Annotated in this window: 24 protein-coding genes; 16 read left to right on the forward strand and 8 right to left on the reverse strand. The window is 72.1% G+C overall.

Annotation, left to right across the window (positions count from 1 at the left end):
• Positions 1 to 18: 18 nt before the first annotated feature.
• The 3 genes from ACFC02_RS09070 to ACFC02_RS09080 form a co-directional block, all read right to left on the reverse strand.
• Positions 19 to 1,350, reverse strand: a complete 1,332-nt coding sequence (locus tag ACFC02_RS09070) for a GH1 family beta-glucosidase (protein ID WP_376354290.1) — start codon at positions 1,348 to 1,350, stop codon at positions 19 to 21.
• Positions 1,351 to 1,462: 112 nt separating this feature from the next.
• Positions 1,463 to 1,729 carry a protealysin inhibitor emfourin gene (locus ACFC02_RS09075; RefSeq protein WP_376354293.1) on the reverse strand — a complete coding sequence of 89 codons (267 nt, stop codon included), beginning with the start codon at positions 1,727 to 1,729 and terminating at the stop codon, positions 1,463 to 1,465.
• 20 nt (positions 1,730 to 1,749) lie between these two features.
• Complete coding sequence (locus ACFC02_RS09080; protein ID WP_376354296.1) at positions 1,750 to 2,844, reverse strand: M4 family metallopeptidase; 1,095 nt, start codon at positions 2,842 to 2,844, stop codon at positions 1,750 to 1,752.
• Positions 2,845 to 3,212: 368 nt separating this feature from the next.
• On the opposite strand from ACFC02_RS09080, the gene leuA reads away from it, so the two are divergent.
• Together leuA and ACFC02_RS09090 are read left to right on the forward strand one after the other, a co-directional pair.
• Complete coding sequence (gene leuA, locus ACFC02_RS09085) at positions 3,213 to 4,934, forward strand: 2-isopropylmalate synthase (protein WP_376354300.1); 1,722 nt, start codon at positions 3,213 to 3,215, stop codon at positions 4,932 to 4,934.
• A gap of 183 nt (positions 4,935 to 5,117) precedes the next feature.
• Positions 5,118 to 5,816, forward strand: a complete 699-nt coding sequence (locus ACFC02_RS09090) for a TerB family tellurite resistance protein (protein WP_376354302.1) — start codon at positions 5,118 to 5,120, stop codon at positions 5,814 to 5,816.
• Between the two features lie 46 nt (positions 5,817 to 5,862).
• Here the strand turns inward: ACFC02_RS09090 and ACFC02_RS09095 are convergent, their stop codons facing one another.
• Positions 5,863 to 6,801, reverse strand: coding sequence for a dihydrodipicolinate synthase family protein (locus ACFC02_RS09095; RefSeq protein WP_376354305.1), 939 nt, complete (start codon positions 6,799 to 6,801; stop codon positions 5,863 to 5,865).
• A 91-nt stretch (positions 6,802 to 6,892) separates the two neighbouring features.
• On the opposite strand from ACFC02_RS09095, the gene ACFC02_RS09100 reads away from it, so the two are divergent.
• Positions 6,893 to 7,348 carry a protein phosphatase gene (locus ACFC02_RS09100; protein WP_376354307.1) on the forward strand — a complete coding sequence of 152 codons (456 nt, stop codon included), beginning with the start codon at positions 6,893 to 6,895 and terminating at the stop codon, positions 7,346 to 7,348.
• 19 nt (positions 7,349 to 7,367) lie between these two features.
• Here the strand turns inward: ACFC02_RS09100 and ACFC02_RS09105 are convergent, their stop codons facing one another.
• Positions 7,368 to 7,910: a GNAT family N-acetyltransferase gene (locus ACFC02_RS09105; RefSeq protein ID WP_376354310.1), complete on the reverse strand. Its 543-nt coding sequence runs from the start codon at positions 7,908 to 7,910 to the stop codon at positions 7,368 to 7,370.
• Between the two features lie 321 nt (positions 7,911 to 8,231).
• Here ACFC02_RS09105 and ACFC02_RS09110 point away from each other — a divergent pair, with 321 nt between their 5' ends.
• From ACFC02_RS09110 to ACFC02_RS09135, 6 genes are all read left to right on the forward strand, one after another.
• Positions 8,232 to 8,981: an SCO2525 family SAM-dependent methyltransferase gene (locus ACFC02_RS09110; RefSeq protein WP_376354313.1), complete on the forward strand. Its 750-nt coding sequence runs from the start codon at positions 8,232 to 8,234 to the stop codon at positions 8,979 to 8,981.
• 73 nt (positions 8,982 to 9,054) lie between these two features.
• Complete coding sequence (locus ACFC02_RS09115) at positions 9,055 to 10,899, forward strand: SCO2524 family protein (RefSeq protein WP_376354315.1); 1,845 nt, start codon at positions 9,055 to 9,057, stop codon at positions 10,897 to 10,899.
• Between the two features lie 3 nt (positions 10,900 to 10,902).
• Positions 10,903 to 11,820, forward strand: coding sequence for an SCO2523 family variant P-loop protein (locus ACFC02_RS09120; protein WP_376354318.1), 918 nt, complete (start codon positions 10,903 to 10,905; stop codon positions 11,818 to 11,820).
• Positions 11,817 to 12,782 (forward strand): SCO2522 family protein, encoded by a 966-nt coding sequence (locus ACFC02_RS09125; protein ID WP_376354320.1) that lies wholly within the window; start codon positions 11,817 to 11,819, stop codon positions 12,780 to 12,782. The genes ACFC02_RS09120 and ACFC02_RS09125 overlap by 4 nt, the downstream gene beginning before the upstream one ends.
• A 1-nt stretch (position 12,783) precedes the next feature.
• Positions 12,784 to 13,830: an SCO2521 family protein gene (locus ACFC02_RS09130; protein WP_376354324.1), complete on the forward strand. Its 1,047-nt coding sequence runs from the start codon at positions 12,784 to 12,786 to the stop codon at positions 13,828 to 13,830.
• 78 nt (positions 13,831 to 13,908) lie between these two features.
• Positions 13,909 to 15,189, forward strand: a complete 1,281-nt coding sequence (locus tag ACFC02_RS09135; RefSeq protein WP_376354326.1) for a hypothetical protein — start codon at positions 13,909 to 13,911, stop codon at positions 15,187 to 15,189.
• Positions 15,190 to 15,210: 21 nt separating this feature from the next.
• On the opposite strand, the gene ACFC02_RS09140 is transcribed toward ACFC02_RS09135, so the two are convergent.
• Positions 15,211 to 16,737, reverse strand: a complete 1,527-nt coding sequence (locus ACFC02_RS09140; protein ID WP_376354329.1) for an alpha/beta hydrolase — start codon at positions 16,735 to 16,737, stop codon at positions 15,211 to 15,213.
• A gap of 155 nt (positions 16,738 to 16,892) precedes the next feature.
• Here ACFC02_RS09140 and ACFC02_RS09145 point away from each other — a divergent pair, with 155 nt between their 5' ends.
• The 3 genes from ACFC02_RS09145 (at position 16,893) to ACFC02_RS09155 (ending at position 18,943) form a co-directional block, all read left to right on the forward strand.
• On the forward strand, positions 16,893 to 17,915 hold the full coding sequence (locus ACFC02_RS09145; RefSeq protein ID WP_376354332.1) for a helix-turn-helix domain-containing protein: 1,023 nt from the start codon (positions 16,893 to 16,895) through the stop codon (positions 17,913 to 17,915).
• An 85-nt stretch (positions 17,916 to 18,000) separates the two neighbouring features.
• On the forward strand, positions 18,001 to 18,339 hold the full coding sequence (locus ACFC02_RS09150) for a hypothetical protein (protein WP_376354334.1): 339 nt from the start codon (positions 18,001 to 18,003) through the stop codon (positions 18,337 to 18,339).
• Between the two features lie 52 nt (positions 18,340 to 18,391).
• Positions 18,392 to 18,943, forward strand: a complete 552-nt coding sequence (locus ACFC02_RS09155; protein WP_376354337.1) for an RICIN domain-containing protein — start codon at positions 18,392 to 18,394, stop codon at positions 18,941 to 18,943.
• A 67-nt stretch (positions 18,944 to 19,010) separates the two neighbouring features.
• Here ACFC02_RS09155 and ACFC02_RS09160 read toward each other — a convergent pair whose 3' ends face one another.
• Together ACFC02_RS09160 and ACFC02_RS09165 are read right to left on the reverse strand one after the other, a co-directional pair.
• Positions 19,011 to 19,301 carry a DUF397 domain-containing protein gene (locus ACFC02_RS09160; RefSeq protein WP_376354340.1) on the reverse strand — a complete coding sequence of 97 codons (291 nt, stop codon included), beginning with the start codon at positions 19,299 to 19,301 and terminating at the stop codon, positions 19,011 to 19,013.
• On the reverse strand, positions 19,283 to 20,116 hold the full coding sequence (locus ACFC02_RS09165; RefSeq protein WP_376354343.1) for a Scr1 family TA system antitoxin-like transcriptional regulator: 834 nt from the start codon (positions 20,114 to 20,116) through the stop codon (positions 19,283 to 19,285). Before ACFC02_RS09165 ends, ACFC02_RS09160 begins: the two co-directional genes overlap by 19 nt.
• 142 nt (positions 20,117 to 20,258) lie before the next feature.
• Here ACFC02_RS09165 and ACFC02_RS09170 point away from each other — a divergent pair, with 142 nt between their 5' ends.
• The 4 genes from ACFC02_RS09170 to ACFC02_RS09185 are packed head-to-tail and all read left to right on the forward strand — an operon-like array spanning position 20,259 to position 22,370.
• Positions 20,259 to 20,477: a hypothetical protein gene (locus ACFC02_RS09170; RefSeq protein ID WP_360973376.1), complete on the forward strand. Its 219-nt coding sequence runs from the start codon at positions 20,259 to 20,261 to the stop codon at positions 20,475 to 20,477.
• Positions 20,474 to 20,698 (forward strand): hypothetical protein, encoded by a 225-nt coding sequence (locus ACFC02_RS09175; RefSeq protein ID WP_376354372.1) that lies wholly within the window; start codon positions 20,474 to 20,476, stop codon positions 20,696 to 20,698. The genes ACFC02_RS09170 and ACFC02_RS09175 overlap by 4 nt, the downstream gene beginning before the upstream one ends.
• A gap of 42 nt (positions 20,699 to 20,740) precedes the next feature.
• A complete protein-coding gene (gene recO, locus ACFC02_RS09180; RefSeq protein ID WP_376354347.1) occupies positions 20,741 to 21,487 on the forward strand; it encodes a DNA repair protein RecO in 747 nt (248 codons plus the stop codon).
• 40 nt (positions 21,488 to 21,527) lie between these two features.
• Positions 21,528 to 22,370, forward strand: a complete 843-nt coding sequence (locus tag ACFC02_RS09185; RefSeq protein WP_376354350.1) for an isoprenyl transferase — start codon at positions 21,528 to 21,530, stop codon at positions 22,368 to 22,370.
• Positions 22,371 to 22,691: the final 321 nt, after the last annotated feature.

Raw genomic sequence — 22,691 nt, forward strand, 5'->3', positions numbered from 1 at the left:
CGCGCTCGGGGCGTCGGGTCACCTCTGGGTCCGCAGTACGTCCCGGAACCAGGTGTACGACGCCTTCGGGGTGCGCCGCTGCGTTTCGTAGTCGACGTGGACCAGGCCGAAGCGGCGGGCGTAGCCCTCGGCCCATTCCCAGTTGTCCAGGAGGGACCACACGAAGTAGCCGCGGACGTCCACGCCCGCTGTCAGCGCGCGGTGCAGGGCCCTGAGGTGGCCGTCCAGATAGGCGATGCGGTCCTGGTCGTCGAGGCCGTCGTAGGCGCAGCCGTTCTCGGTGATGACGACCGGGGGGAGGCGGTCGCCGTAGCGGGAACGGAAGCCGGTCAGCAGGTCGGTCAGCCCCTCGGGGACCACCGGCCAGCCGAAGTCGGTGACCGGGCGGCCCTCGATCTCCCGCACGCTGAAGGGCAGTTCGGCGGGGAGCGTGACCCCGCCGAACTCCGCGTCGGTGCCCTGCGGGGCGCCCACCAGGGCCGGTGCGTAGTAGTTGATCCCGTACCAGTCCAGCGGCTGGGCGATCACCTTGAGGTCGGCCTCGACATCGCCCGGCATCAGCTCGCCGATCCCCTCCGGGTACCGGCCCAGCAGCAGCGGGTCGGCGAACAGGCGGTTGAGCAGCAGGTCGTAGAAGTCAGCCGCCTCCACGTCCGCCGTCTCCCGCGACGCCGGCCAGGTGGGGCCGTGGGAGTTGGCGATGCCGATGTCGGTGGCCCCCGCCGCGCGCAGCGCCTGTACGGCGAGACCGTGGGCGAGGAGCTGGTGGTGGGCGACGGGCAGCGCGTCGAACAGCAGCCGCTTGCCGGGGGCGTGCACGCCCAGCGCGTGGCCCAGCAGGGTGTGTTCGGCGGGCTCGTTGAGGGTGATCCACTTGGTGACGCGGTCGCCCAGCCGCTCCGCCACCACCGACACGTACTCCGCGAACCGCTGCGCCGTGTCCCGCTGGAGCCAGTCGAGGCGGGCCGGCAGGTCCCAGTGGAAGAGGGTGGGGACGGGGCGGACGCCGGCCGCGCACAGCTCGTCGACGAGCCGGTCGTAGAAGCCGAGGCCGCCGGGGGAGTTCACGCGGGGCCAGGAGACGGAGAAGCGGTAGGCGCCCACGCCGAGTCCGGCCAGCAGGGCGACGTCCTCGGTGTGGCGGTGGTAGTGGTCGCAGGCCACCGCCGCCGTCGAGCCGTCCTTGATCCGGCCGGGCTCGCCGGTGAACGCGTCCCACACGGACGGCTCGCGCTCGCCGGCCGCGCCCTCGATCTGGTGTGCCGAGGTGGACACGCCCCACAGGAAGCCGTCCGGGAACCGGGGGACCGCCCCGGCTGACGTGCCTGAGGTGCCTGCGTCGGTCGCCATGCTCGGATCATCCGTACCGGCGGTAACAGAAGTCAACGCCCGTGCGTCGAAAGGCGTTCAGGGGCCTTCAGGCGTTCGGGTGCTCAGGGTCCAGGCGTTCACGTGTGCGCGCTCACGCGCCTTCCTTGAGCACCCGGGAGATCAGCGCGCGCTGGTCCTCGGTCAGGCGCGGGTCGGCGGCGTGGACCGTCCTGCCGTCGACCGTGATCTCGTAGTGGAACCCGTCGGGCACCCCGGCCGGTGCGCTGCTCCGGCCGGCGGTGAGGGCCTTCTCGGCCAGGGCGTGCCACTCGGGGGCATCGGGCAGATCCGTCGTGTCCACCTCGGCCTGCCGCTCGATGCCCGCGAATCCACCCGTGCGCCGCACTGAAATACGCATGGGACGTGTCTAGTACGGAATCAGAGTGTCCGCACCCCCACCTGCGACCAGGCCTTCTGCACGGCTTGCAGCGCGTCGCCCGCGCCGAACCGCTCGCGCGCGGCCTGCACGGTGAGGGTGGCGAAGGCCGCGAAGTCCGCGTCCTCCTTGAGCTTTCCGCCGGTCAGCACGTCGTACCAGACCTGCCCGGCCTTCTCCCAGGCGTGGCCGCCGAGCGCGGTGGCGGCCAGGTAGAAGGCGTGGTTGGGGATGCCGGAGTTGATGTGCACGCCGCCGTTGTCGCTGCCGGTGTGGACGTAGTCGTCCATGGTGGCGGGCTGGGGGTCCTTGCCGAGCCGGTCGTCGTCGTACGCCGTGCCGGGCGCCTTCATCGAGCGCAGCGCGACGCCCTGCACGTGCGGGGCGAGCAGGCCCGCGCCGATCAGCCAGTCGGCGTCGGCGGCGGTCTGACCGAGCGTGTACTGCTTGATCAGCGAGCCGAAGACATCGGAGACCGACTCGTTGAGCGCGCCGGACTGGCCGAAGTAGGCGAGGTTGGCGGTGTGCTGGGTGACGCCGTGGGTCAGTTCGTGGCCGATGACGTCGACCGGGATGGTGAAGTCGAGGAAGATCTCGCCGTCGCCGTCGCCGAACACCATCTGTTCGCCGTTCCAGAAGGCGTTGTTGTACTTCTCGTCGTAGTGCACGCTCGCGTTCAGCGGGAGGCCGCTGCCGTCGATGGAGTCGCGGCCGTACGCCTTCAGGTACAGCTCGAAGGTGGCGCCGAGGCCGGAGTAGGCGCGGTTGACCGTGGCGTCCTTGCCGGGCTGCTGGCCCTCGCCGCGGACCTTGGTGCCGGGCAGGTCGGTGCCGTGACGGGCGTCGTAGACGGTGCGGTGCGGCTGCTCGGCCTGCTTGCCGGCGGGCGGGGCGACGGCGGGTGCGCCGATGACGGTGGTCAGGCGGCGGCGGGTGCGCTCCATGGCGTCGCGCTGCAGGCTGCGGCGGGCCGGCTCGGAGAGCGCCGGGTCGTCGCTGCGCGCGAGGCGGTCCAGGACGTGGGGTGGCACGAAGGTGCAGAAGGCGGGCTTGGGGACAGGCTTGCGGACGGGCTCGGGGCCCCCGTGAGTGGTCATAGGTCGACCATCGCACTGCGTGATGTCAAAGTCACTACCTGCAACCTTGATTGGTGAAAAATCAGGGCAAGGGGTTCACGCGGCGATCGCGAAGGGTAGGGGTGGCTGCGGGGAGTGACATCGCGCACTTTTTATCCCCTTCGCCCCTTTTCCGGGTCCCCGTTTCGCATACTGGACCAGGTCCGCGCATCCGGCGCGGCTCGGCTAGGCTGCACAGCACCATGCGTTTCGGGCTGCTTCTCCTTAGCTGCCGCGGCGAGGGCCTGTAGTCGTAGGCCGACCCCCTCCCCGCGGAGTCTGGCGTTGCGCCGTCGGCCGTCATCCCGGCACCCGCGTCACCGCGGAACTCCTGAGGAGCCCACGCCACCATGGTCAACCGCCAGCAGTCCAGTTCCATGCCGATCCACAAGTACGGCCAGTACGAGCAGGTCGACATCCCCGACCGCACGTGGCCCGAGCAGCGGATCACCGCCGCCCCCCGCTGGCTCTCCACCGACCTGCGTGACGGCAACCAGGCCCTGATCGACCCGATGTCGCCCGCGCGCAAGCGCGCCATGTTCGACCTGCTGGTCAAGATGGGCTACAAGGAGATCGAGGTCGGCTTCCCGGCCTCCGGCCAGACCGACTTCGACTTCGTGCGCTCCATCATCGAGGAGGAGGGCGCGATCCCGGACGACGTCACGATCTCCGTACTGACCCAGGCCCGCGAGGACCTGATCGAGCGGACCGTGGAGTCCCTGAAGGGCGCCCGGCGGGCCACCGTCCACCTGTACAACGCGACCGCGCCGGTCTTCCGCCGGGTCGTCTTCCGCGGCTCCAGGGACGACATCAAGCAGATCGCCGTCGACGGCACCCGCCTGGTGATGGAGTACGCCGAGAAGCTGCTGGGCCCCGAGACGGAGTTCGGCTACCAGTACAGCCCCGAGATCTTCACCGACACCGAGCTGGACTTCGCGCTGGAGGTCTGCGAGGCGGTCATGGACGTCTACCAGCCGGGTCCGGGCCGCGAGATCATCCTCAACCTGCCCGCCACCGTGGAGCGTTCGGCGCCGTCCACGCATGCGGACCGCTTCGAGTGGATGCACCGCAACCTGTCCCGCCGCGAGTACGTCTGCCTGTCCGTCCACCCGCACAACGACCGCGGCACGGCGGTGGCGGCGGCCGAGCTGGCCGTCATGGCCGGCGCCGACCGCGTCGAGGGCTGCCTGTTCGGGCAGGGCGAGCGCACCGGCAACGTCGACCTGGTCACCCTGGGCATGAACCTGTTCTCCCAGGGCGTCGACCCGCAGATCGACTTCTCCGGCATCGACGAGATCCGTCGCACGTGGGAGTACTGCAACCAGATGGAGGTCCACCCGCGCCACCCGTACGTGGGCGACCTGGTCTACACGTCCTTCTCCGGCTCCCACCAGGACGCCATCAAGAAGGGCTTCGACGCCATGGAGGCCGACGCGAAGGCCAAGGGCGTCACGGTCGACGACATCGAGTGGGCGGTGCCGTACCTGCCGATCGACCCGAAGGACGTCGGCCGCTCCTACGAGGCGGTCATCCGCGTCAACTCGCAGTCCGGCAAGGGCGGCATCGCCTACGTCCTGAAGAACGACCACAAGCTGGACCTGCCCCGCCGGATGCAGATCGAGTTCTCGAAGATCATCCAGGCGAAGACGGACGCCGAGGGCGGCGAGGTCACGCCGGGCGAGATCTGGGCGACCTTCCAGGACGAGTACCTGCCCAACCCGGACAACGCCTGGGGCCGTATCCAGGTCAGGACGGGCCAGTCGACCACCGACACCGACGGCGTGGACACGCTCACCGTCGAGGCCACCGTCGACGGCGCGGACACGGTCCTGACCGGGTCCGGCAACGGCCCGATCTCCGCGTTCTTCGACGCCCTCCAGGCCATCGGCGTCGACGTACGCCTGCTGGACTACCAGGAGCACACGATGAGCGAGGGCGCCTCCGCACAGGCCGCCTCCTACATCGAATGCGCGATCGAGGACAAGGTCATGTGGGGCATCGGGATCGATGCGAACACGACACGTGCGTCGCTGAAGGCGGTCGTCTCGGCCGTCAACCGCGCCGCACGCTGACCACCCTGACCGGCGTTTTCCGGGCCCCGACCGCCTGCTGGGGCGGCCGGGGCCCCTCGTCGTGGCCGTCGTTTACCGGCCAGGTCACGGAAAGGTCTCGTCCGGGGTACTAACTCAGCCTCACCGATGTGGCTAACATCACGCCCACGCGGCGATGTTGCCGCGTGGTTACGGAGGTGCGACGTGCTGCCAGTACGGGGACGAAACGGCCGTGCCGCCAGGCTTGCCCGCATACTGGGCACCCGGACCGCCTGGACACCCGTCGGAGACGGCGAGTTCTTCTGCCCCGGCTGCGGAGGCGACCGCAACTACCAGCGGCTGAGCGGCCGGCGCCGCTTCACCGTCCTCGGGGTGCCGCTGCTGCCGCGCGGCGCCGCCGGGCCGGTCGTGGAGTGCGCCGCCTGCACCGGCCACTTCGGCACCGAGGCCCTGGACCATCCGACCACGTCCCGCTTCTCCGCGATGCTCCGCGACGCCGTCCACACCGTCGCCCTAGCGGTGCTCTCCGCGGGCGGCGCGTCCTCGCGCACGGCCCTGGAGACGGCCGCCGGTGCCGTCCGGGCCGCCGGGCTCGCCGACTGCACCGAGGAACAGCTGGCCGCCCTGGTCGAGGCGCTGGCCGCGGACACCGGCCGGGTGTACGAGGACCAGCCGTGCGCCCCCGGGCTGACCATAGAGCTGCACGAGGCGCTCGACCCGCTGGCCCCGCACCTGGCCCCGGCCGGCCGCGAGTCGATCCTCCTCCAGGCCGCCCGCGTCGCCCTGGCCGACGGCCCCTACACCCCCGCCGAACACGACGCCCTCGCCACGGTGGGCGCGGCGCTGACCATCCCCACGGACGACGTGACCCGCCTGCTGGCGGCGGCGAGGACACCGTCGTGACCGCACGACGGGGGCGCGAGGGGGCCGGACGGCCGTGAGCCGGTGACTACAGCAGCCCTGCTGCGGCGAGGTGCGCGCGCACCCGGTCCACCTCCGCTGCCGTCAGCGGGACCTGGGGTTCGGCGGTGGCCGGGCAGTCGATGACGCCGCGCAGGTGCAGGGCCGCCTTGAACGCGCCCAGCGCGGAGGAGCCCGGTCCCATCCGGGCCGGGTCCCCGGCGCGCGTCAGCCCGAACAGCGCGCACAGCCGCTCCTGCTCGGTCCGCGCGCCCTCCCAGTCACCGGCGCGCGCCAGACGGTAGAGCCGGACGAAGCCGTGCGGGTCGACGTTGGCGAGGCCCGGCACCGCGCCGTCGGCGCCCAGCGCGAGCGCCGCGTCGACCAGTTGCTCGGACCCGGTGAGCACGCTGAACCCGGCGGTGCCGGACGCCTCCCGCACCCCGGTCACCACTTCCCGGAAGCCGCCCAGCTCCCCGCTGGAGTCCTTCAGCCCGGCCAGCACCCCCTCGGCGGCCAGCTCCAGGACCAGCGCGGCGGGCAGCCTGCCGGGCACCGAGACGGGGATGTCGTAGGCGAGCACCGGGACCGGGCTGGCGGCGGCGACACACCGGTAGTGGCGGGCGATCTCCGCCGGATGGGCGGCGCGGGCGTAGAAGGGGGCGGTGACGACGACGGCCTGCGCCCCGGCCGCCGCGACCGCGCTCACGTGGTCGAGGACCCGGGCGGTGGTCATGTCGATGGCCCCGGCCAGCACCGGCAGGCTCCCGCCCGCATGGCCGACGACGGCCTCCACCACCTGACGGCGCTGCCGGTCCGTCAGGAACGCCGCCTCCGAGGTCGAACCGAGCACGAACAGTCCGTGCACCCCACCCGCCACCAGGTGGTCCACCAGCCGCAGCAACGAGTCCACGTCCACCTCGCGCTCCGGGGTCAGCGGAGTGCACACGGGCGGCACGACACCGGTCAGCGGCGCGGGGAAGGTCATGCGGACTCCCGGGAGGGGCGGTGGGCGACGACACCTGCCTTGTATAGTCGCCGCGCCGCACCGGGACACGGAGGAAGGGAGCGCCACGCCCATGAGTGAGCGGTCCGAGCCCCGCTGGGACGAAGACGCCCCCGGCGTCCTCCGGCTCCCGTCGGGCCGGCTGGTGCGGGGCAGGGGCCTCAGCCGCCCCCTCGACCCGGCGGCACCCGCCCCGACCTACGGCGTCTACCTCCTGGGCAAGCCGCCGCCCGAGTTCCCCTGGGAGTCGCACTGGCTGCGCTGGCCCGACTTCCGCCTCCCCGCGGACCGTGCGGCGGCCCGCGAGCAGTTCGCGCGGGGCTGGCGGCGCACGGCCACCGAGCGCGTGGAGTTCGCCTGCGCGGGCGGCCGGGGCCGCACCGGCACGGCACTGGCCTGCCTGGCCGTACTGGACGGCGTACCACCCGAGGAGGCGGTCGCCTATGTCCGGGAGCACTACGACCGGCACGCGGTGGAGACGCCTTGGCAGGCTCGGTACGTGCGCGACTTCGTGCCGCCGTCGCGCTGACCCGGAAGGAGCCTGGTCTTCAGCGGCCCGGGGTGAGGTGCAGGCGCAGCACCTGGCGGTCCATGCCGGGGCCGAAGTAGTCCGGGCGCAGGCCGGCGTCGGGTTCCTCGGGGCAAAAGCCCAGGGAGCGGTAGAGGAGGATCGCGGCCCGGTTGGAGGGCTCGACGGTGAGCCGGACCCGCTGGATGCCGCTGCGGCGCAGCCGCTCGAGGACCTCCTCCATCAGTTCCCGGCCCAGTCCGTGGCGGCGCCGGTCATGGGTCACGCACAGGCCGAGGATCCAGCTGTCGCGGCCCAGTGCCGTGGTGGCGGCCAGGACGTAGCCGCGCAGCCGGCCCGTGCCGTCGTCGAGGACGAGGAAGTGCTCCGCGTACATGTCGTAGAGCTGGCGCAGCAGGAAACCGGGGTAGGCGACCTCCTGGAAGACCTCCTCGTCCAGCCTCTGCAGTTCGGGCAGGTCGCTCTCGTGCGCGGGGCGCAGGACGAGGGGGCCCGGGAAGGGCACGGGTGCGGTGAGCTGCTCGTGGCGGTCAAGGAAACGTTCCAGCGGTTCGGCGGTCATGCCACCCCCCAGTGAGGACCTGCGGACGTCAATCCGACGGGAGCCGGTGCGCTCACTCGAAGGGCTGAGGCATCGGTGTGGCGGCCGGCTGCTCGTTCTGCCACAGTGGGGTCTCCAAGTTCCTTTCTGCAAGGGCGAGTTAGGGTGTGCGCCCGGCTGTGCTGACGTGCGCCGGGGTGCACCGGGCGCGGCCTGCGCGGGGGGACCGACGTGTTTCTGGCCTACCGTGCGGGGAACGACGTCTGCCGCTCATCTGCCGGTGTCCAAGGGGCTCGCGCACACGGATCGGCTCGCAAACGAATGGGACGCGGCAGGGTGACTATGGATCGCAACGCTGACGCACCGTGGTCGAAGTTCGATCCAGAGGTGTACGTCGACAACAACTACCGGACCCCGCTCGAAGCCGATCTCCAGATCGTCCGGCTGCTGCGCGACCACTTCAGCCGCTGCTTCGCCGGATCCGCCCCGGGCTCGGCGCGGGGCGTGGACGTAGGGGCCGGAGCGAACCTGTATCCCGCGCTGTCCATGCTGCCCTGGTGCGAGAAGGTCCTCCTGCTGGAGTACGCCCCCCCGAACATCGAGTACCTGGAGCGGCAGATCGCCCCCGAGGGCTTCGGCACCGAATGGGACGCCTTCTGGGAGGTGCTGCGCGAGGCGCCGGCCTACCGCGACGTCGAACCGAGGGGCCGGCTCAGCGAGATCACCCGGGTGGAGCGGGCCAACCTCTTCGACCTCGACGGACGCCGGCGCTGGGACATCGGGACGATGTTCTTCGTCGCCGACTCGATGTCCGAGTGCCCCGAGGAGTTCCAGCGGGGCGTACGGTGCTTCATGAACGCGCTCGGCGACCGGGCCCCGTTCGCGGTGGCGTTCATGAAGGAGTCGGTCGGCTACCGGGTGGGTGAACACCGGTACCCGGCCTACCGGGTCAACGAGGCCCGGGCCCGGGAGAGCCTGGAGCCGTTCACCGCCGAGCTGGAGATCCACGACCTGCACCACGTGGTGCGGCCGGGACACGAGGGGATGATCCTCGCTCTGGGGCGGCGCAAAGGGGAGATTGCCGCTCCGTAGGAACGGGGACCATGTCTGAGCGCGAGCACGGGCACGGGCAGACGGCAACGGGATCTGTACGAGGGGTGCGGGGATGCAGATCAAGCCACGGCAGCATCTGCTGGACATCTGGCGGGCCACGGCCCGTCATTCGTTCGAGGACGGCAAGCTCGTCACCGGGGACACCGACGGACTGAGCAGCGTCGCGGACGCCGAGCGCCTGCTGTGCCTGCTGTACCCCGCCACCGAGGTGCCCGCGTTCCGGCTCGACCAGCCCGACACCACCGAGCGGGACGTCCTGCGCGCCCTGGAGGGGATCGGCAGCCGGCTGGAGATCCCGCCCAACCTGATCACCGCGCTCAACCAGTTCATGCGCACCCACACCGGACCCGACGACAGCCCCACCTTCTCCGGCGGCCACTACTTCAAACCCGCCGACGCGGGCGGTGAGATCACCCACGACCAGGCGCAGTTGGGCGTGGTGGACTCCTACTCCATGTCCGTCACGCTGTGCCTGGCCACCCTCGGCTTCCTCAAGGTCTACGAGGGCACCACGACCCGCCCCGAGGTCCGCAGGGCGATCGACGAGCTGAGGGAGGCCACGAACGCACGGCTGACCGCCGCGATGATCAGCCTCCTGCGCTCCTTCACGGTCAACGTCTTCGACGCCGAGTCCGAGCAGGGCAGGCGCCTGATCCAGGTCATCGGGCAGAACCGGCAGTCCGACCGGGCCGTCCTCCAGCAGTTCGCCCGCCGCTTCCGCCCACTGCGCGCCACGATCATCGAAAGCCTCACCCGCGGCATCCAGGTCGACGAGAGCATCCGCGACGAGAGCCAGCTCTTCGAGTGCGGCTGGGCCTGGGGCGTGGTGCGGGACGCGCCGCACGTCACCGACCTCGACGTCCAGGTCCCCGGCCAGCCCGACGGCATCGCCGACCGGCTGCCCTACGTGTACTTCACCGTGGTCGCCCTCGACGGCATCCAGGACCTGTTCTCCGAGCGCACCCTCACCCTCGGTCTGCTCGACGCCGACCAGCAGAAACTCGCCGAGGCGTTACGCCTGCGCTGGGAGCTGAGCCAGCAGTACTGGTCCGCTGTCGCCCGGTTCGGCAGCGAGCGCTGGCCCCTGGAGGACCTGCCCTGGCAGACCACCGGCCTGCGCCTGGAGTCCGAGTACTTCTCCCTGACCGTCGCCGCCATCCTCGTGCACGACCTGGTCCGCAGGAAGGCCACCGACGACGACCTGACCCGCACCGTCGCCATCATGGAACGCCTGGCCGACCGCGGCCGGGTCACCAGCCGGATGACCCGCAACGACCCCGTCATCGCCCTGCACAACCCCGGCGTCACCATGCCGCTCGCCGGCTCCGAACGCTCCGGCGGCCTCCTCCTGTGGCGGATGACCGACTTCTCCGCCCAGCTCCTCAAACGCATCGTCCAGCTCGCCGAACTCTCCCGGAACATCGACGCCCAGGACCGCCTGCTGCGGCTGGCCGAGCAGACCTTCGAACACCTGTGGAACCGGCGGATCGAGGACGGCGTGGGCGCCGACCTCTGGGACGACGTACGGATCGTCTACCCGGACGCGCGCGACGCGGGCCCGCGCCTGTCCTGGAGCATCACCGAACGCCTCACCGAGTGCCTGGTGGCCGCCCGCAACCTGTACGAGCAGCAGCCCATCCGCAGCCCCGAACTGGCCCAGCTCGCCCGGGAACTGCTCAGCGAGGCCACCCACCTGTTCGGCAAGGAGCAACTGGAGGCGTCCGCGGGAGCCGACGGCGGCCGGGGCCGCACGATGCGGAGCATCGAGAGCCGCCTGGAGCACGCCCGCGACCTGCTCGACGAGCGCCCCGCCACCGCCTTCGCGCTGGCCCTGCCCGTCCTCCAGGAACTCGACACCCTGGCCCAGGCCAGGGGCGCCGCCGCGCAGGAGGTGTGAGCCGTGCTCGTCTTCGCCGCCTCCGACAAGGGAGGCACGGGCCGCTCGGTCACCAGCGCCAACCTGGCCTACCAGCGAGCCCTCACCGGCGACCACGTGGCCTACGTCGACTTCGACTTCGGCTCGCCGACGGCCGCCGCCGTCTTCGACGTCCCCGGCGCGATGCGCGGCACGGAGGAACGCGGCCTGCACTCCTACCTGGAGGGCGAGATCACCGAACCCGCCAGGATCGACGTCTGGCGGCAGACCGAGCACCCCCTGCTGCGGGCTCGTCCCAACCAGTCCGGCCGGCTGGTCCTCTTACCCGGCGACGCGGGCGGCGGCGAGTTCGCCACCGGAGAGGAGGCCCTGGAGCGGTGCATCGACCTGCTGCTGCGGCTGAACACCGAGTTCGACCTGATCGTGGTGGACCTCAGCGCGGGCCGCAGCTACGCCGTCGACATGGTCCTCGCGGCCACCGCCCACCCCCGGATGCGCAACGTCCCCCACCGCTGGCTCGTCTTCCACCGCTGGACCCGGCAGCACGTGATCGCCGCGTCCGGCCTGGTGCACAAGGAACACGGCATCATCAGGGGCGGCGTGGAACGCGGCCACGACGAGCAGACCCTGCGGGCGTCGATCCGCTTCGTGCGGGCCGCCGTACCGGACCCCGAGTCGCCGCTGTGGTCGCACGGCTCGCCCGCCCAGGCCGCCTGGATGCAGGCCTGCGACGAGACGCTGCGCCGGCTCGCCGCCGAGCACCGCATCGGCGACAGCGTCGTCGTCGGCATCGTGCCCCTGGAACCCATCCTCCAGTGGCGCGAACAGCTCATCACGGAGGAGGACGTGCTCTCCACCCAGATAGCCAACAAGGAGACCCTGGAGGCGCTGGAGGAGCTGGCCCGGCGCCTGACGGACGACACGTACTGGGGGCAGCTGTGACGGAGGCCGTGTTCCGTGAGACCGCGGCCGAGCCGCGCACCCAGGCGGTGCCGCTGTCCCACCTGTCGCTGGAGCTGGGCCACCTCTACATGGAGGACTTCGAGGCCGGCCCGCAGCGGCTGCGCGAGCACTTCGCCCAGGTACGGCCCTGGGCGGAGGCCGCGCGCGCCGCCGCGGCGGTCCGCACCGGCACCCGGCGGCCCCGCGTCAGCACCTGCTTCCTGATCGACGACTACTTCGCCCGGTTCTCCAGCCCCGCCGAACTGGTCCCGATGCTGCTGGCGGAGGCCGAGCGGGCCGGGCTGGTCGTCGACTACCTGGCCCGCGAGTCCGGCTGCGCCGTCACCGGCAAGGTGCCCGTGGCCGAGGCGGTGGCCGGGCGGCTCGTGGAGGAACCCCCGCCGGGCAGCTACGGCAACCGCCCGCCCGCCGCGCAGACCGGCTGGCTGGCCAACGGCGAGCGCAGTCCCGTCGCCCGTGCCCCGCAGGCGATGAAGACCGCCGCCGCCTGGCAGCCGCCCAGGGAGACCGCGGTCCGCCGCCACTCCGTCTTCCTCGACGCCGAGCTGTGGAGCGACGACGCCGACGGGCGCCGCACCTGGTCCTGCCCGTTCCTCGCCGCGGTGTGGCAACTCGGCCGCCTCGGACTGCTGCGCAACGAGGGCGACCCCGTCTTCGACCCCCACCCGCACAGCGCCGCCGCCTTCCCCGACGACTGGGACGACCTGCCCGCGCTGCTGCGCCTCAACGCCCGCGCGGACCCGTTCGCCGCGTACCGGACCTGTTCGGTGCTGCCCAGCCGCTTCCTCCCCGTCGAGCACGCCGTCCGGGTGGTGCTCGATCAGGTCGAGGTGGACCGCGGGGCGCTGGACCAGGTCGCCGAGCGGTCCGCCCGCGAGCGGGTGACCGTGCCGGACTCGGTGGCCGACCGCGTCTCCTACGTGTTCTACGCGGGGACGTGACATGGCCGACACGTCCGCCGCGAGGGGTCAGGACCGGGCGGCTGCCGGGTCCGGGAAGACCGCGCCGCACGCCGTGCTCGCCTGCGGTGAGATCCGTACCTGCCTGCTGCCCGCCGGGCAGGCCCTCGACATCCGGGCCGCGGCCCAGCTCCTCGGGCTGCGCGCCGACGAACGCGTCCTGCTCTCCGAGCGCCCCAACCTCTACGCGCGTTCCCCCGAGACCCTCACCGGCGTCGACTGCCCGCTGCCCAGCGCCAACGGCGCGCGGGTGCGCGCCGTCGGCACGGTCGCCGCGCGGGCCGCGCTCACCGAGGGCCGCGTCCTGCAGACCTCCGCGTACTTCCGCCTCACCGCCACCGGACCCGACCAGCGGCGCCCCTGGGGCCAGTACCTGGTGCGGCCCGGCCTGCTGGAGCCGTTCGGGAGACTGCCGTCGGAGGCGGTCGCCCAGGGCGTGCTCGGCGGCGGACGCCACGGCGACCTCGACGTGGGCCTCGTCGCCGACGGACTGCTCACCCGCCTGCTGCGCCACCCCCTGCTCGACCACTGCCCGCCCCTGCGCTCCCGCCCCACCCGGCTGCGCTGGGCCGCCCTGCCCGCCGAGGGGGACGCCGGCCCGGCCATCGAGCGGTTCACGCTCGCCGAGGACGAGCTGCGCACCGTACGGCTCCGGGTACCGGCCGGCACGCCCACCGCCGACATCGCCGGGCTCTGCGACGACCTGGCCCTGCACGACTGGCTGCTGACCACCCTGGTCCGCCTGCTGGACGGCGTCAGCCTGGGGGCGCAGGCCCCGCCCGCCCGGGCCAGAGCGGGGGAGCGGGACCGTTCCACCGCCGTCCGGGTGCTGCGGCCCGCCGTCGACCACCTGATGCACCTGTGGATGCCACGGGCCCGGGTGGCCACGGAGCTGGCCCCGCTCTGGGACGCGCTGGAGGAACGGCCCGGCTTCACCCGCCAGTGGCAGGCGCAGGTGCAGCGCATCCGCGACCAGCTCACCCTGCACGCGATCTCCTCGCTGCACCGGGAGGTGGAGCCGGTTCCCTGACCGGACGCCCGACCAGGTCCCCCACCGCACATCCCCGCATCCCGATCCGACGCGCATCCCAACGGGGGGAGAAGCGAGATGAGCACGGCACAGTCACCCCAGCCCGAGAGCACGACCGGCGCCGCCGCCGCGTCCGGCGCGGCCAGGCCGCCCGGCGAGGCGATCCCCGCTCCGGCGTCCGGCGGTTCCGGCACGCCCGGCACGCCCGGCCGGACCGGCGAGCGGCGGAGGTCCGGCCCCGCCGGCACAGTCCGGGCGGCCCTCGCGACGGACGCGTTACGGGCGCGGCGCCCCGGCCCGTCGCGCTGGCTGCGCCGCATCGCGGCCGGTGTCGTCACGGGCGCCCTGGCCTGGTCCGTCACCGCGCTGCTGGCCCCGCAGACCGCGGTGTCCCGGCAGGCCGGGGCCGCCGCCCTGTGCGCCGCGGCTGCGGTCCTCGTGCAGCACGTCCTCGGCCTGGACCGGCGCACGGACGAGCAGGCCAGGCGCCTGGAGGCGCACGCCCGGCGCACGGAGAGCCTGCTGGCCGAGACCGCAGCCGCGGTACGCGACGGCCTGCGCCGCCACGACGACAAGCTGGACACCGGCCTCACCCGCCACACCGACGACATGCGGCAACTGGTGGAGAGCCGGCTCGCCGAGGTGGAGCGGCCCGCCGACGAGCCCTACCTCCAGCCGGCCCGGATCCGGGCCGACGGAGTGCCCGAACTGGCCAAGAACTTCGCCGAGGTGCTGGCCCCCGGGCCGTCGATCCTCTACACGTTCGTCCGCCTGGAGATGAGCCGGGTCGTCGGCCACATGACCGACCTCACCAACCTGAGCGCCGAGTGCCCCGGCGAGAACCACGACTGGATGCTGTCCCTGACCCGGGCCGCCGAGGAGTCCATCTGCGCCACCAGCACCTCCGTGGACCGCGAGTTCTGGAACAGCGAGCCCGCCACCCGCTATCTCCAGGCGCAGCAGGAGGCGGTCCAGGAGCGGGGCGTCACGGTCCGCCGGGTGTTCCTGCTGGAGAGCGCCCGCGAACTCGACGACCGGCTGCTGCGACTGTGCGAGGAGCAGGAGCTGCTGCGCATCGAGGTGCGCGTGTCGGTGCTGCCCGAGCTGCCGCCGCACCTCCAGCGCGGCACCACCAACGACTTCATCGTCTACGACGAGGAGGCGTCCTTCGAGATCGACCAGGACCTGCGGGACGTCAACGTCAGGACCCGGCTCATCGCCCGCCACGACCACGTCCAGGAGCGCATGAAGCGCTTCACGGAGCTGTGGGAGGCGGGCATGAGCCTGCGGGAACTGGAGGTCCGCGTCGACGACGAGGAGGACGGCACCTGGATGGTCGACGGGTCCGAGCGGGACTGACCGGCGCGTCCGGTCAGTCGGTCAGTCGCAGTACACGTCCGTGTCCGGCCGCACGCCCGTGGCCAGGAAGCGCGAGACGGTGCGGTCGCCGCAGGCGTTGCCGTTGGCCAGGTAGGCGTCGTGGCCCGTGGAGTCCACGGTGACCATGACCGCGCGCCGGCCGAGCGCCGAGCGGAGCTTCAGGGCGCCGCCGAGCGGAGTGGCCACGTCCCGCTCGTTCTGCACCAGCAGCACGTTCGACGGCCCGTGGTCGGTGATCCGTACGGGCTCCTGACGGGGCGGGTAGGGCCAGGCGGCGCACAGCATCGCGTTGCGGGGCATGCCCGCGGTGAGCGGGTACGCGGCGCGGCTGTCCGCCACGTCCTTCTCGTACGCCGCCGCCGAGTGCGGCCAGGCGACGTCGTTGCAGAGGGTGCCGGCGCCCACGGCCGCGACGTTCTGGAGCACCGCCTCCGGCGGCGCCTTCGGCGCGGGCGGTACGGTGCCCCGCTGCGCGGCCAGCATCAGCTTGGCCAGGTCCGGGTACTTCGCCGGGGAGTAGAGGCTGTCCAGCATGGTCTGGCGCAGTACGTTCCCGTTCAGCTCCTCGGGGTTGGCGCCGGGCCACGGGATCGGGTCGCGGTCCAGGCGGGCGGCGAGCCGCAGGAACAGCGGCCGTACGTCGGCGGCCCGCTCGGCCACCCGGTCGGGGTTGCCGGGCCGGGACGCCCAGGCCGCGAAGTCGGGGAAGGTGTCCTCCACGCCCTGCTCGTGCCCGCCCAGCCAGGCGCGGCCGACCCGCGCCGGGTCCGGGTTGTCGTTGCTGTCCAGCACCATGCGGTCGACGCGCCGCGGGAAGAGCTGGTTGTAGACGGCTCCGACGTACGTCCCGTACGACACGCCCCACGCGGACAGCTTCTTCTCGCCCAGCGCCGCCCGGAGGCGGTCGATGTCACGGGCCTCGTCGGCCGTGCTGAGGTGCCGCATCAGCTCCCCGCCGTTCTTCGCGCACGCCTGCGACATGCGCTGCGCGTCGGCCAGGTTCCCCGCGATCGAACCGTCGGCGGCCGGCCACGGGCGCAGCCTCGTCGTGGCCAGGTCGGCGTGGTCGAGGCCGCAGCCCACCGCCGTGGAGGGCGCGAGGCCGCGTGGCGCGAACCCGACGAGGTCGTAGGCCTCGCGCACCGCCTTCGGGAGCTTCTGCCCCTTCCCCGAGGGGTCGTTCAGGCTGGACCCGCCGGGCCCGCCCGGGATCAGCAGCAGCGCCCCGCGCCGCGCGGACGGCTTCTCGCCCGGGATACGCGAGACGGCGATCGAGATGCGCGGGCTGTGCGGATCGGCGTAGTCCATGGGGACGTCCAGGGTCGCGCACCGCTGCCGGGAGTCGAGGCCGGTGCCCTCGCACTTCGTCCAGGTGAGGGTGTCCCCTCGGTGCGCGGGAGCGGCGGCGGCCGACGCCGTCACGGGTGCGGTGACTCCCAGGAGCACGGCGGAGACACCGACGAGGGCGGCGTTGCGGCGGGTGCGGTTACGGGTGCGGGTGGTGTTGCCCGTGCGCTGTGTGGTCATGCGACGAGCTTCGCGGACCGGGACCTCCCGCCCCATCCGGCCAACTGGCTTGTCCGCCGGGGGGTTTACCCCCTGCGTTCCCCCTGGCGGCCGGCATGGGGAGATGGCCGGTGACCGGCTTCCGCGCCGGTCCGGGTGCTGCGCACCATGGAACCGTGCCGAAACCACCACACGGGGTCGCGCCCGCGCTGCTCTCGGTTTCGAGCAGCGCACTGCCTGCGCGCGACCGTTTCTCCTGGTACACGGACATGACGCGGCAGCACGTCGCCCCCGTGTCGCTCATCAGCGCACACGCTGATGACTTCCGTGCCCGGGTCCTCGCGGTCGAGCTGTGCGTGGCGCAGATCGGGGCGTTCACCTTTCCCCCTCTGAGGGGTGTGCGCACCGCCCGGGACATACGCCGGGGAGACCCGGAGACCTACCAACTGGGGCTGATAACGGGGAGCCCGATGCGTGTGCAGCAGCGCCGTTCCGATTCCGTCGTCGAAAACGGGGGCCTGGTCCTCTTCGACACGTCCCACCCCCTGGACGCGTGGATCACCGACGCGTCCGGCACCGGCCAGGTCGCCCTGTTGCGCGTCTCCAAGCGGGCGTTCCCGCTGTCGGCGGGGCGGGCCGACCGCCTCCTGGCCCAGCCGTTGTCCCCGCACGGGGTGACGGGCACCCTCCTGCGCTCCTGCCTGACCACCATCTGCGACCGTGCTGCCGAGCTGGGCCCGGCCGAACGGCGCCGCCTCGGGTCGACAGTGGTCGACCTCGCCGCCTCGTTCCTCGCCGATCACCTCGACGCGCAGCACCTGGTTCCCCCCGAGACGCGGTGCCAGGTCCTGCTCACGCGGATCGACGCCTTCATCGACCACAACCTCGGCGATCCCGGACTCACACCGGCGGCCATCGCCGCCCACCACCACCTCTCGGTCCGCGCGCTCCACAGGCTGTTCCGCCAGAAGCCGGACACCGTCGCCGCGACGATCCGCAGCCGCCGTCTGGAACGCTGCCGCGCGGACCTCCAGGACCGGCGGTTCGACCGGACGCCGGTCGCCGTCATCGCCGCCCGCTGGGGTCTCCTGGCACCGGCCGAGTTCAGCCGGGCGTTCAAAGCGGCCTACGGCGTGACCCCCACGGAGTGGCGCTCCCAGGAAGCGGCCCCCGGCCGGTCGGCGCCGAGCCACAAGTGACCTGGCACGGATCCCCAAGCCGCCCGGTGGCTCCGTTGGGACGATGACCGTCCCGCACCAATCCACCGAACGACGAGGAGTCTCCATGTCCTTGGTACGGCGTGTCGCCGTGATCGCCGCTTCTGCCGCCGTCGTCGCGGGCGGGACGCTGTGCGCAGCGGCCCCGGCCTCCGCGTCGCCCGCGGCCATCTGGACGTGCAACGCGCCGCAGTACCTGACGGGCAGCGGCGGCCACGCCGGTGTATCGCTCCAGTGCTTCGGCACCAGCTTCAACGACAGTTTCAACACCGCGATCACCTGCAAGCGGCTGGACAACGGCTACGAGTACCGCCATGACGGTCCCATCGTGGTGACCGGTCACACCTCGACCGTGTGGTGCGATCTCAACGCCCGGATCATCCACGTGGCCTACGTCGCCCGCTGACACCACCGGCTCCGCACCGGGCCGTTCCCCCATCCAGCGAGAGGACAGACACGTGACCTCACTGACACGTCTCACCGGCGCGCTCCTTGCCGCGCTGGCCTGCGTCACCGTCTCCGCGAGCGCCACCCAGGCTGCCGTCGACGGCAGCGTCTCGGGGCCGCTGAGCATCCGCAACCTCAAGTCGGGCAAGTGCTTGTCCGTGCCGGCCGCGTCGAAGGACTTCGCCTACCTCAACCAGTTCACCTGCGGCTCTCCGTTCGTCTGGCCGGACCAGGTGTGGACGTACGAGAGCGTCGGTCAGGCCAACGGCCTGACCTGGTACAAGGTCGTCAACCGGAACAGCGGCCTGTGTCTCTCCGTCGACGCGGCGTCACGCGACGACTTCGCCGGCGTGACCCAGTACCCGTGCGGCTCGCCCGCCCTCTACCCCGACCAGTACTGGACGTTCCTGTACGACCCGGCCAGACGCATGGATCAGATCAAGAACCGCAACAGCGGCAAGTGCCTGGCCATCCAGGACGGCGACACCTCCGACACGGCGGCGGCCATCCAGTACCAGTGCGGCACCTGGGAGGACCACTACTGGCACTTCGGGAGCATCTGACCGGCGCCCCGGCGCAGGCCCTGTCCGTCCGGCGCTCAGCGGTGCACGCCGCTCGCCGAGCGCCGGATCACACACGGCCTGCGCCGGGGCGCATCACGTCCCCGACGAACCGGGCCCAGGCCGCCGCCCGCACGACCAGCACGGGCCCGTCCGGCACCTTGCTGTCCCGGACGGGGACGATGCCGGGGACTCCGTCGGCCACTTCGAGGCAGTCGCCGCCGTTGCCGTCGCTGTACGTGCTCTTGCGCCAGCGGGCGGCGCCGGGGAAGTCGCGGGCGACCTCTACGCAGTCGCCGCCTTGCCCGTTGCTGTAGCTACTCTTGTGCCAGCGGGCGTTGGTCAGGTCGTACTCGCGCATCGTCTGAAGTCCTCCGCCGCCGATTCGATCAGGGCCAGGGACGCCTCAGGCGACAGCGCGGCGGCCCTGATCTGATCGTATGCGGCGCGGGCACGCTTGACCACGGCCGGATCGTCCAGCAGGTTGCCCGAATACACCGCTTCTGTATAGGCCGTTGGCGGGGCGTCGTCGAACTCCATGAGCTTCAGGGAACCCGTCATGACGGGGTAGGGGCCGGCCGCGTACGGCAGCACCTGCACCACCGCCGTCCGCTTGTGCGCCATCCGCGCGATACTTTCGAGCTGCTCCGCCATCCCCGCCGGCCCGCCGACGGGGATGCGCAGTGCGTTCTCATGCAGCACCACCCAATACACCGGGCGCGCGGCGTCCTTGAGGATGCGCGCCCGTTCCAGGCGGCCTGACACCTTCTCCTCGATGTACTCGTCCACTGCGAACGGGTTCATCGACACCGTGACCGCCCAGGCGTAATCCCGTGTCTGCAACAGTCCCGGCACCAGTGCGGGCGCGAACTCGTAGATCTCGGTAGCCAGCGCCTCCAGCTCCGCCGCCCTCGCGAAATACTCCGCGTACCGCGGATCATCGATCAGCTTTCTGCACAACCGCTCGAAAATACCGTCGGTTTGCAGTACCTCGTCGATCCGCTGGGCCACGTCCAGTTGTGGTTTTCTGATCGCCTGTTCGAACTGGCCGATGTAGCCGCCCGAGACGAACACCCTCGCACCCAGCTCCACCTGCGTCAGCTCGGCGTTCTCCCGGCGGCGCTTCAGCTCCGTGCCGAAGAACTCCCAGACCGCCTGGCGTGAACCGTTGGCCATCGCCAACCCCCTTGTGCAGCCCTCTTCTTGTAGGGCCCGAAACCCTTCCGAGTGTAGACGCGGAGCGTCATCGTGGGGACACGAAGCGTAAAACTCTGGGATAACGGAAATCCCGGAGAAAAGGAAAGGGAGGAAGCGCGCAGTGGCACCACGGCAACACTCGACTCACTCGGCGGTCTGTGTTCAGGAAGCGGAGGAAACAATCGTTGAATTGCGTACCGCTCTCGAAAAAGCAGGAATCACCCTGCCCTCGCTCGGGCTCGACCCGGCCGGGCTCGCCCGCGAGGCGCCCTGCCCGCTGGTGGAGCTGGGCCGCTGCTCCGTGGAGACGGCCGCACGGCTCGCCGCGGTCCTGCGGTGAGCGGGCCGTGTCCGCCGGTCGGGGCTTACGCCCTCGACACCGGCACCGGGCGGGTCGGCGTGGTCATGGGTCACGAGGGGCCGTACGTCCAGCTGCGCCCCCTCGGCGGCGGCCGGGAGTGGGACTGCGCGCCGGAGCTGGTGCGGGCGGCCACCCCGGCCGAGCGGCTCAGCGCGGCGACGGCGTACGCGAACGCCCGCAGCCGGGGGGAGGTGCCCTGAAGGCGGGGCGGGGCCGCTCCCGCCGTGCGCGACAATGGGCGCATGAGTCTGTTCCGCGACGACGGCATCGTGCTGCGCACCCAGAAGCTGGGTGAGGCGGACCGGATCATCACACTGCTCACGCGGGGTCACGGACGGGTGCGTGCCGTGGCCCGCGGGGTGCGGCGGACCAAGTCGAAGTTCGGGGCCCGCCTTGAACCCTTCTCGCACGTGGACGTGCAGTTCTTCGCGCGGGGCAGCGAGCTGGTCGGGCGCGGGCTGCCGCTGTGCACGCAGAGCGAGACCATCGCTCCGTACGGCGGCGGGATCGTCACCGACTACGCCCGGTACACCGCCGGGACGGCCATGCTGGAGACGGCCGAGCGGTTCACGGACCACGAGGGGGAGCCGGCCGTCCAGCAGTACCTGCTGCTGGTCGGCGGACTGCGCACCCTCGCCCGCGGCGAGCACGCCCCGCACCTGGTGCTGGACGCGTTCCTGCTGCGCTCGCTGGCCGTCAACGGCTACGCGCCCAGCTTCGGCGACTGCGCGAAGTGCGGCATGCCGGGGCCCAACCGGTTCTTCTCGGTGGCCTCCGGCGGCTCGGTCTGCGTCGACTGCCGGGTGGCGGGCAGTGTCGTACCCTCGCCGCAGACGCTCACGCTGCTGGGCGCCCTGCTCACGGGGGACTGGGCAACCGCGGACGCCTGCGAGCCGCGGTACGTGCGGGAGGGCAGCGGGCTGGTGTCCGCCTATCTGCACTGGCACCTGGAGCGCGGGCTGCGCTCGCTCAGGTACGTCGAGAAGTAAGAAGCAGAAGCAAGAGGGACACGAGGGAGACGAGAACCACATGGCTGTACGCGGGTTCCTGGGAGGGCGGCGCCGCGAGTACGACGCGCCCGAGCCGCATCCGTCCGGCGCGCGGGCGCCGAAGCTCCCGGGCGAACTCGTCCCCGAGCACGTGGCGATCGTCATGGACGGCAACGGCCGCTGGGCCAAGCAGCGCGGGCTGCCCCGCACCGAGGGGCACAAGGTCGGCGCCGAGCGCGTCCTCGACGTGCTCCAGGGCGGGATCGAGATCGGCGTGCGCAACATCTCGCTGTACGCCTTCTCCACCGAGAACTGGAAGCGCTCGCCCGACGAGGTGCGCTTCCTGATGAACTTCAACCGGGACTTCATCCGCAAGTCCCGCGACCAGCTCGACGGGCTCGGCGTCCGGGTGCGCTGGGTGGGCCGGATGCCCCGGCTGTGGAAGTCGGTCGCCAAGGAGTTGCAGGTCGCCCAGGAGCAGACCAAGGACAACGACCTGATCACGCTGTACTTCTGCATGAACTACGGCGGCCGGGCGGAGCTGGCGGACGCGGCCAAGGCGATGGCCGAGGACGTGGCGGCCGGCCGCCTCGACCCGTCCAAGGTCAGCGAGAAGACCATCCAGAAGTACCTGTACTACCCGGACATGCCGGACGTGGACCTGTTCCTGCGCCCGAGCGGCGAGCAGCGCACCTCCAACTACCTGCTCTGGCAGAGCGCGTACGCCGAGATGGTCTTCCAGGACGTGCTGTGGCCGGACTTCGACCGCCGTGACCTGTGGCGGGCCTGCGTGGAGTTCGCCTCCCGCGACCGCCGCTTCGGCGGGGCCATCCCGAACGAGGAGCTGCTGGCGATGGAGGGCCGGGTCGGCGAGGAGGGCTGACGGCGGCGGCCGCCGTGCCCGCCGCGTTCGGGGTGCGCAGGGAGTCCTTCGCCCCCGTCGCCCTTACCCGTCCCTTCTCCAGGGGCGCTGTCCCTTCGGCCCCGCCAGGGGCCGCGCCCCCGGACCCCGGGTGCGGCTGCGCCCCGTCTTGTCCGGCGGGGCTGCGCCGAGCGGCCGGCTCCGGCCGGGGCCGGACCCAGCGCAGGCGCGCCCGGCCGTCGAGCCGGAGCGGGGGGGGGGGGCGGGGGCCGCCCCCCCCCCCCCCCCCCCCAACCCCCCCCCCCCCCCCCCCGGCCCCCCCCCCCCCCCCCCCCCCCGCCC

The sequence above is a fragment of the Streptomyces sp. NPDC056160 genome, assembly GCF_042268205.1.
Lineage (GTDB): Bacteria > Actinomycetota > Actinomycetes > Streptomycetales > Streptomycetaceae > Streptomyces.

What these genes read in the sequence shown, in the direction of transcription:
- ACFC02_RS09185 (WP_376354350.1), top strand. Translation starts at nt 21,528, where the DNA reads ATGGCTGTACGCGGGTTCCTGGGAGGGCGGCGCCGCGAGTACGACGCG.
- ACFC02_RS09100 (WP_376354307.1), top strand. Translation starts at nt 6,893, where the DNA reads ATGAGTGAGCGGTCCGAGCCCCGCTGGGACGAAGACGCCCCCGGCGTC.
- leuA (WP_376354300.1), top strand. Translation starts at nt 3,213, where the DNA reads ATGGTCAACCGCCAGCAGTCCAGTTCCATGCCGATCCACAAGTACGGC.
- ACFC02_RS09070 (WP_376354290.1), bottom strand. Translation starts at nt 1,350, where the DNA reads ATGGCGACCGACGCAGGCACCTCAGGCACGTCAGCCGGGGCGGTCCCC.
- ACFC02_RS09115 (WP_376354315.1), top strand. Translation starts at nt 9,055, where the DNA reads ATGCAGATCAAGCCACGGCAGCATCTGCTGGACATCTGGCGGGCCACG.
- ACFC02_RS09160 (WP_376354340.1), bottom strand. Translation starts at nt 19,301, where the DNA reads ATGCGCGAGTACGACCTGACCAACGCCCGCTGGCACAAGAGTAGCTAC.
- recO (WP_376354347.1), top strand. Translation starts at nt 20,741, where the DNA reads ATGAGTCTGTTCCGCGACGACGGCATCGTGCTGCGCACCCAGAAGCTG.
- ACFC02_RS09095 (WP_376354305.1), bottom strand. Translation starts at nt 6,801, where the DNA reads ATGACCTTCCCCGCGCCGCTGACCGGTGTCGTGCCGCCCGTGTGCACT.
- ACFC02_RS09135 (WP_376354326.1), top strand. Translation starts at nt 13,909, where the DNA reads ATGAGCACGGCACAGTCACCCCAGCCCGAGAGCACGACCGGCGCCGCC.
- ACFC02_RS09080 (WP_376354296.1), bottom strand. Translation starts at nt 2,844, where the DNA reads ATGACCACTCACGGGGGCCCCGAGCCCGTCCGCAAGCCTGTCCCCAAG.
- ACFC02_RS09105 (WP_376354310.1), bottom strand. Translation starts at nt 7,910, where the DNA reads ATGACCGCCGAACCGCTGGAACGTTTCCTTGACCGCCACGAGCAGCTC.
- ACFC02_RS09075 (WP_376354293.1), bottom strand. Translation starts at nt 1,729, where the DNA reads ATGCGTATTTCAGTGCGGCGCACGGGTGGATTCGCGGGCATCGAGCGG.
- ACFC02_RS09140 (WP_376354329.1), bottom strand. Translation starts at nt 16,737, where the DNA reads ATGACCACACAGCGCACGGGCAACACCACCCGCACCCGTAACCGCACC.
- ACFC02_RS09150 (WP_376354334.1), top strand. Translation starts at nt 18,001, where the DNA reads ATGTCCTTGGTACGGCGTGTCGCCGTGATCGCCGCTTCTGCCGCCGTC.
- ACFC02_RS09165 (WP_376354343.1), bottom strand. Translation starts at nt 20,116, where the DNA reads ATGGCCAACGGTTCACGCCAGGCGGTCTGGGAGTTCTTCGGCACGGAG.
- ACFC02_RS09130 (WP_376354324.1), top strand. Translation starts at nt 12,784, where the DNA reads ATGGCCGACACGTCCGCCGCGAGGGGTCAGGACCGGGCGGCTGCCGGG.
- ACFC02_RS09110 (WP_376354313.1), top strand. Translation starts at nt 8,232, where the DNA reads ATGGATCGCAACGCTGACGCACCGTGGTCGAAGTTCGATCCAGAGGTG.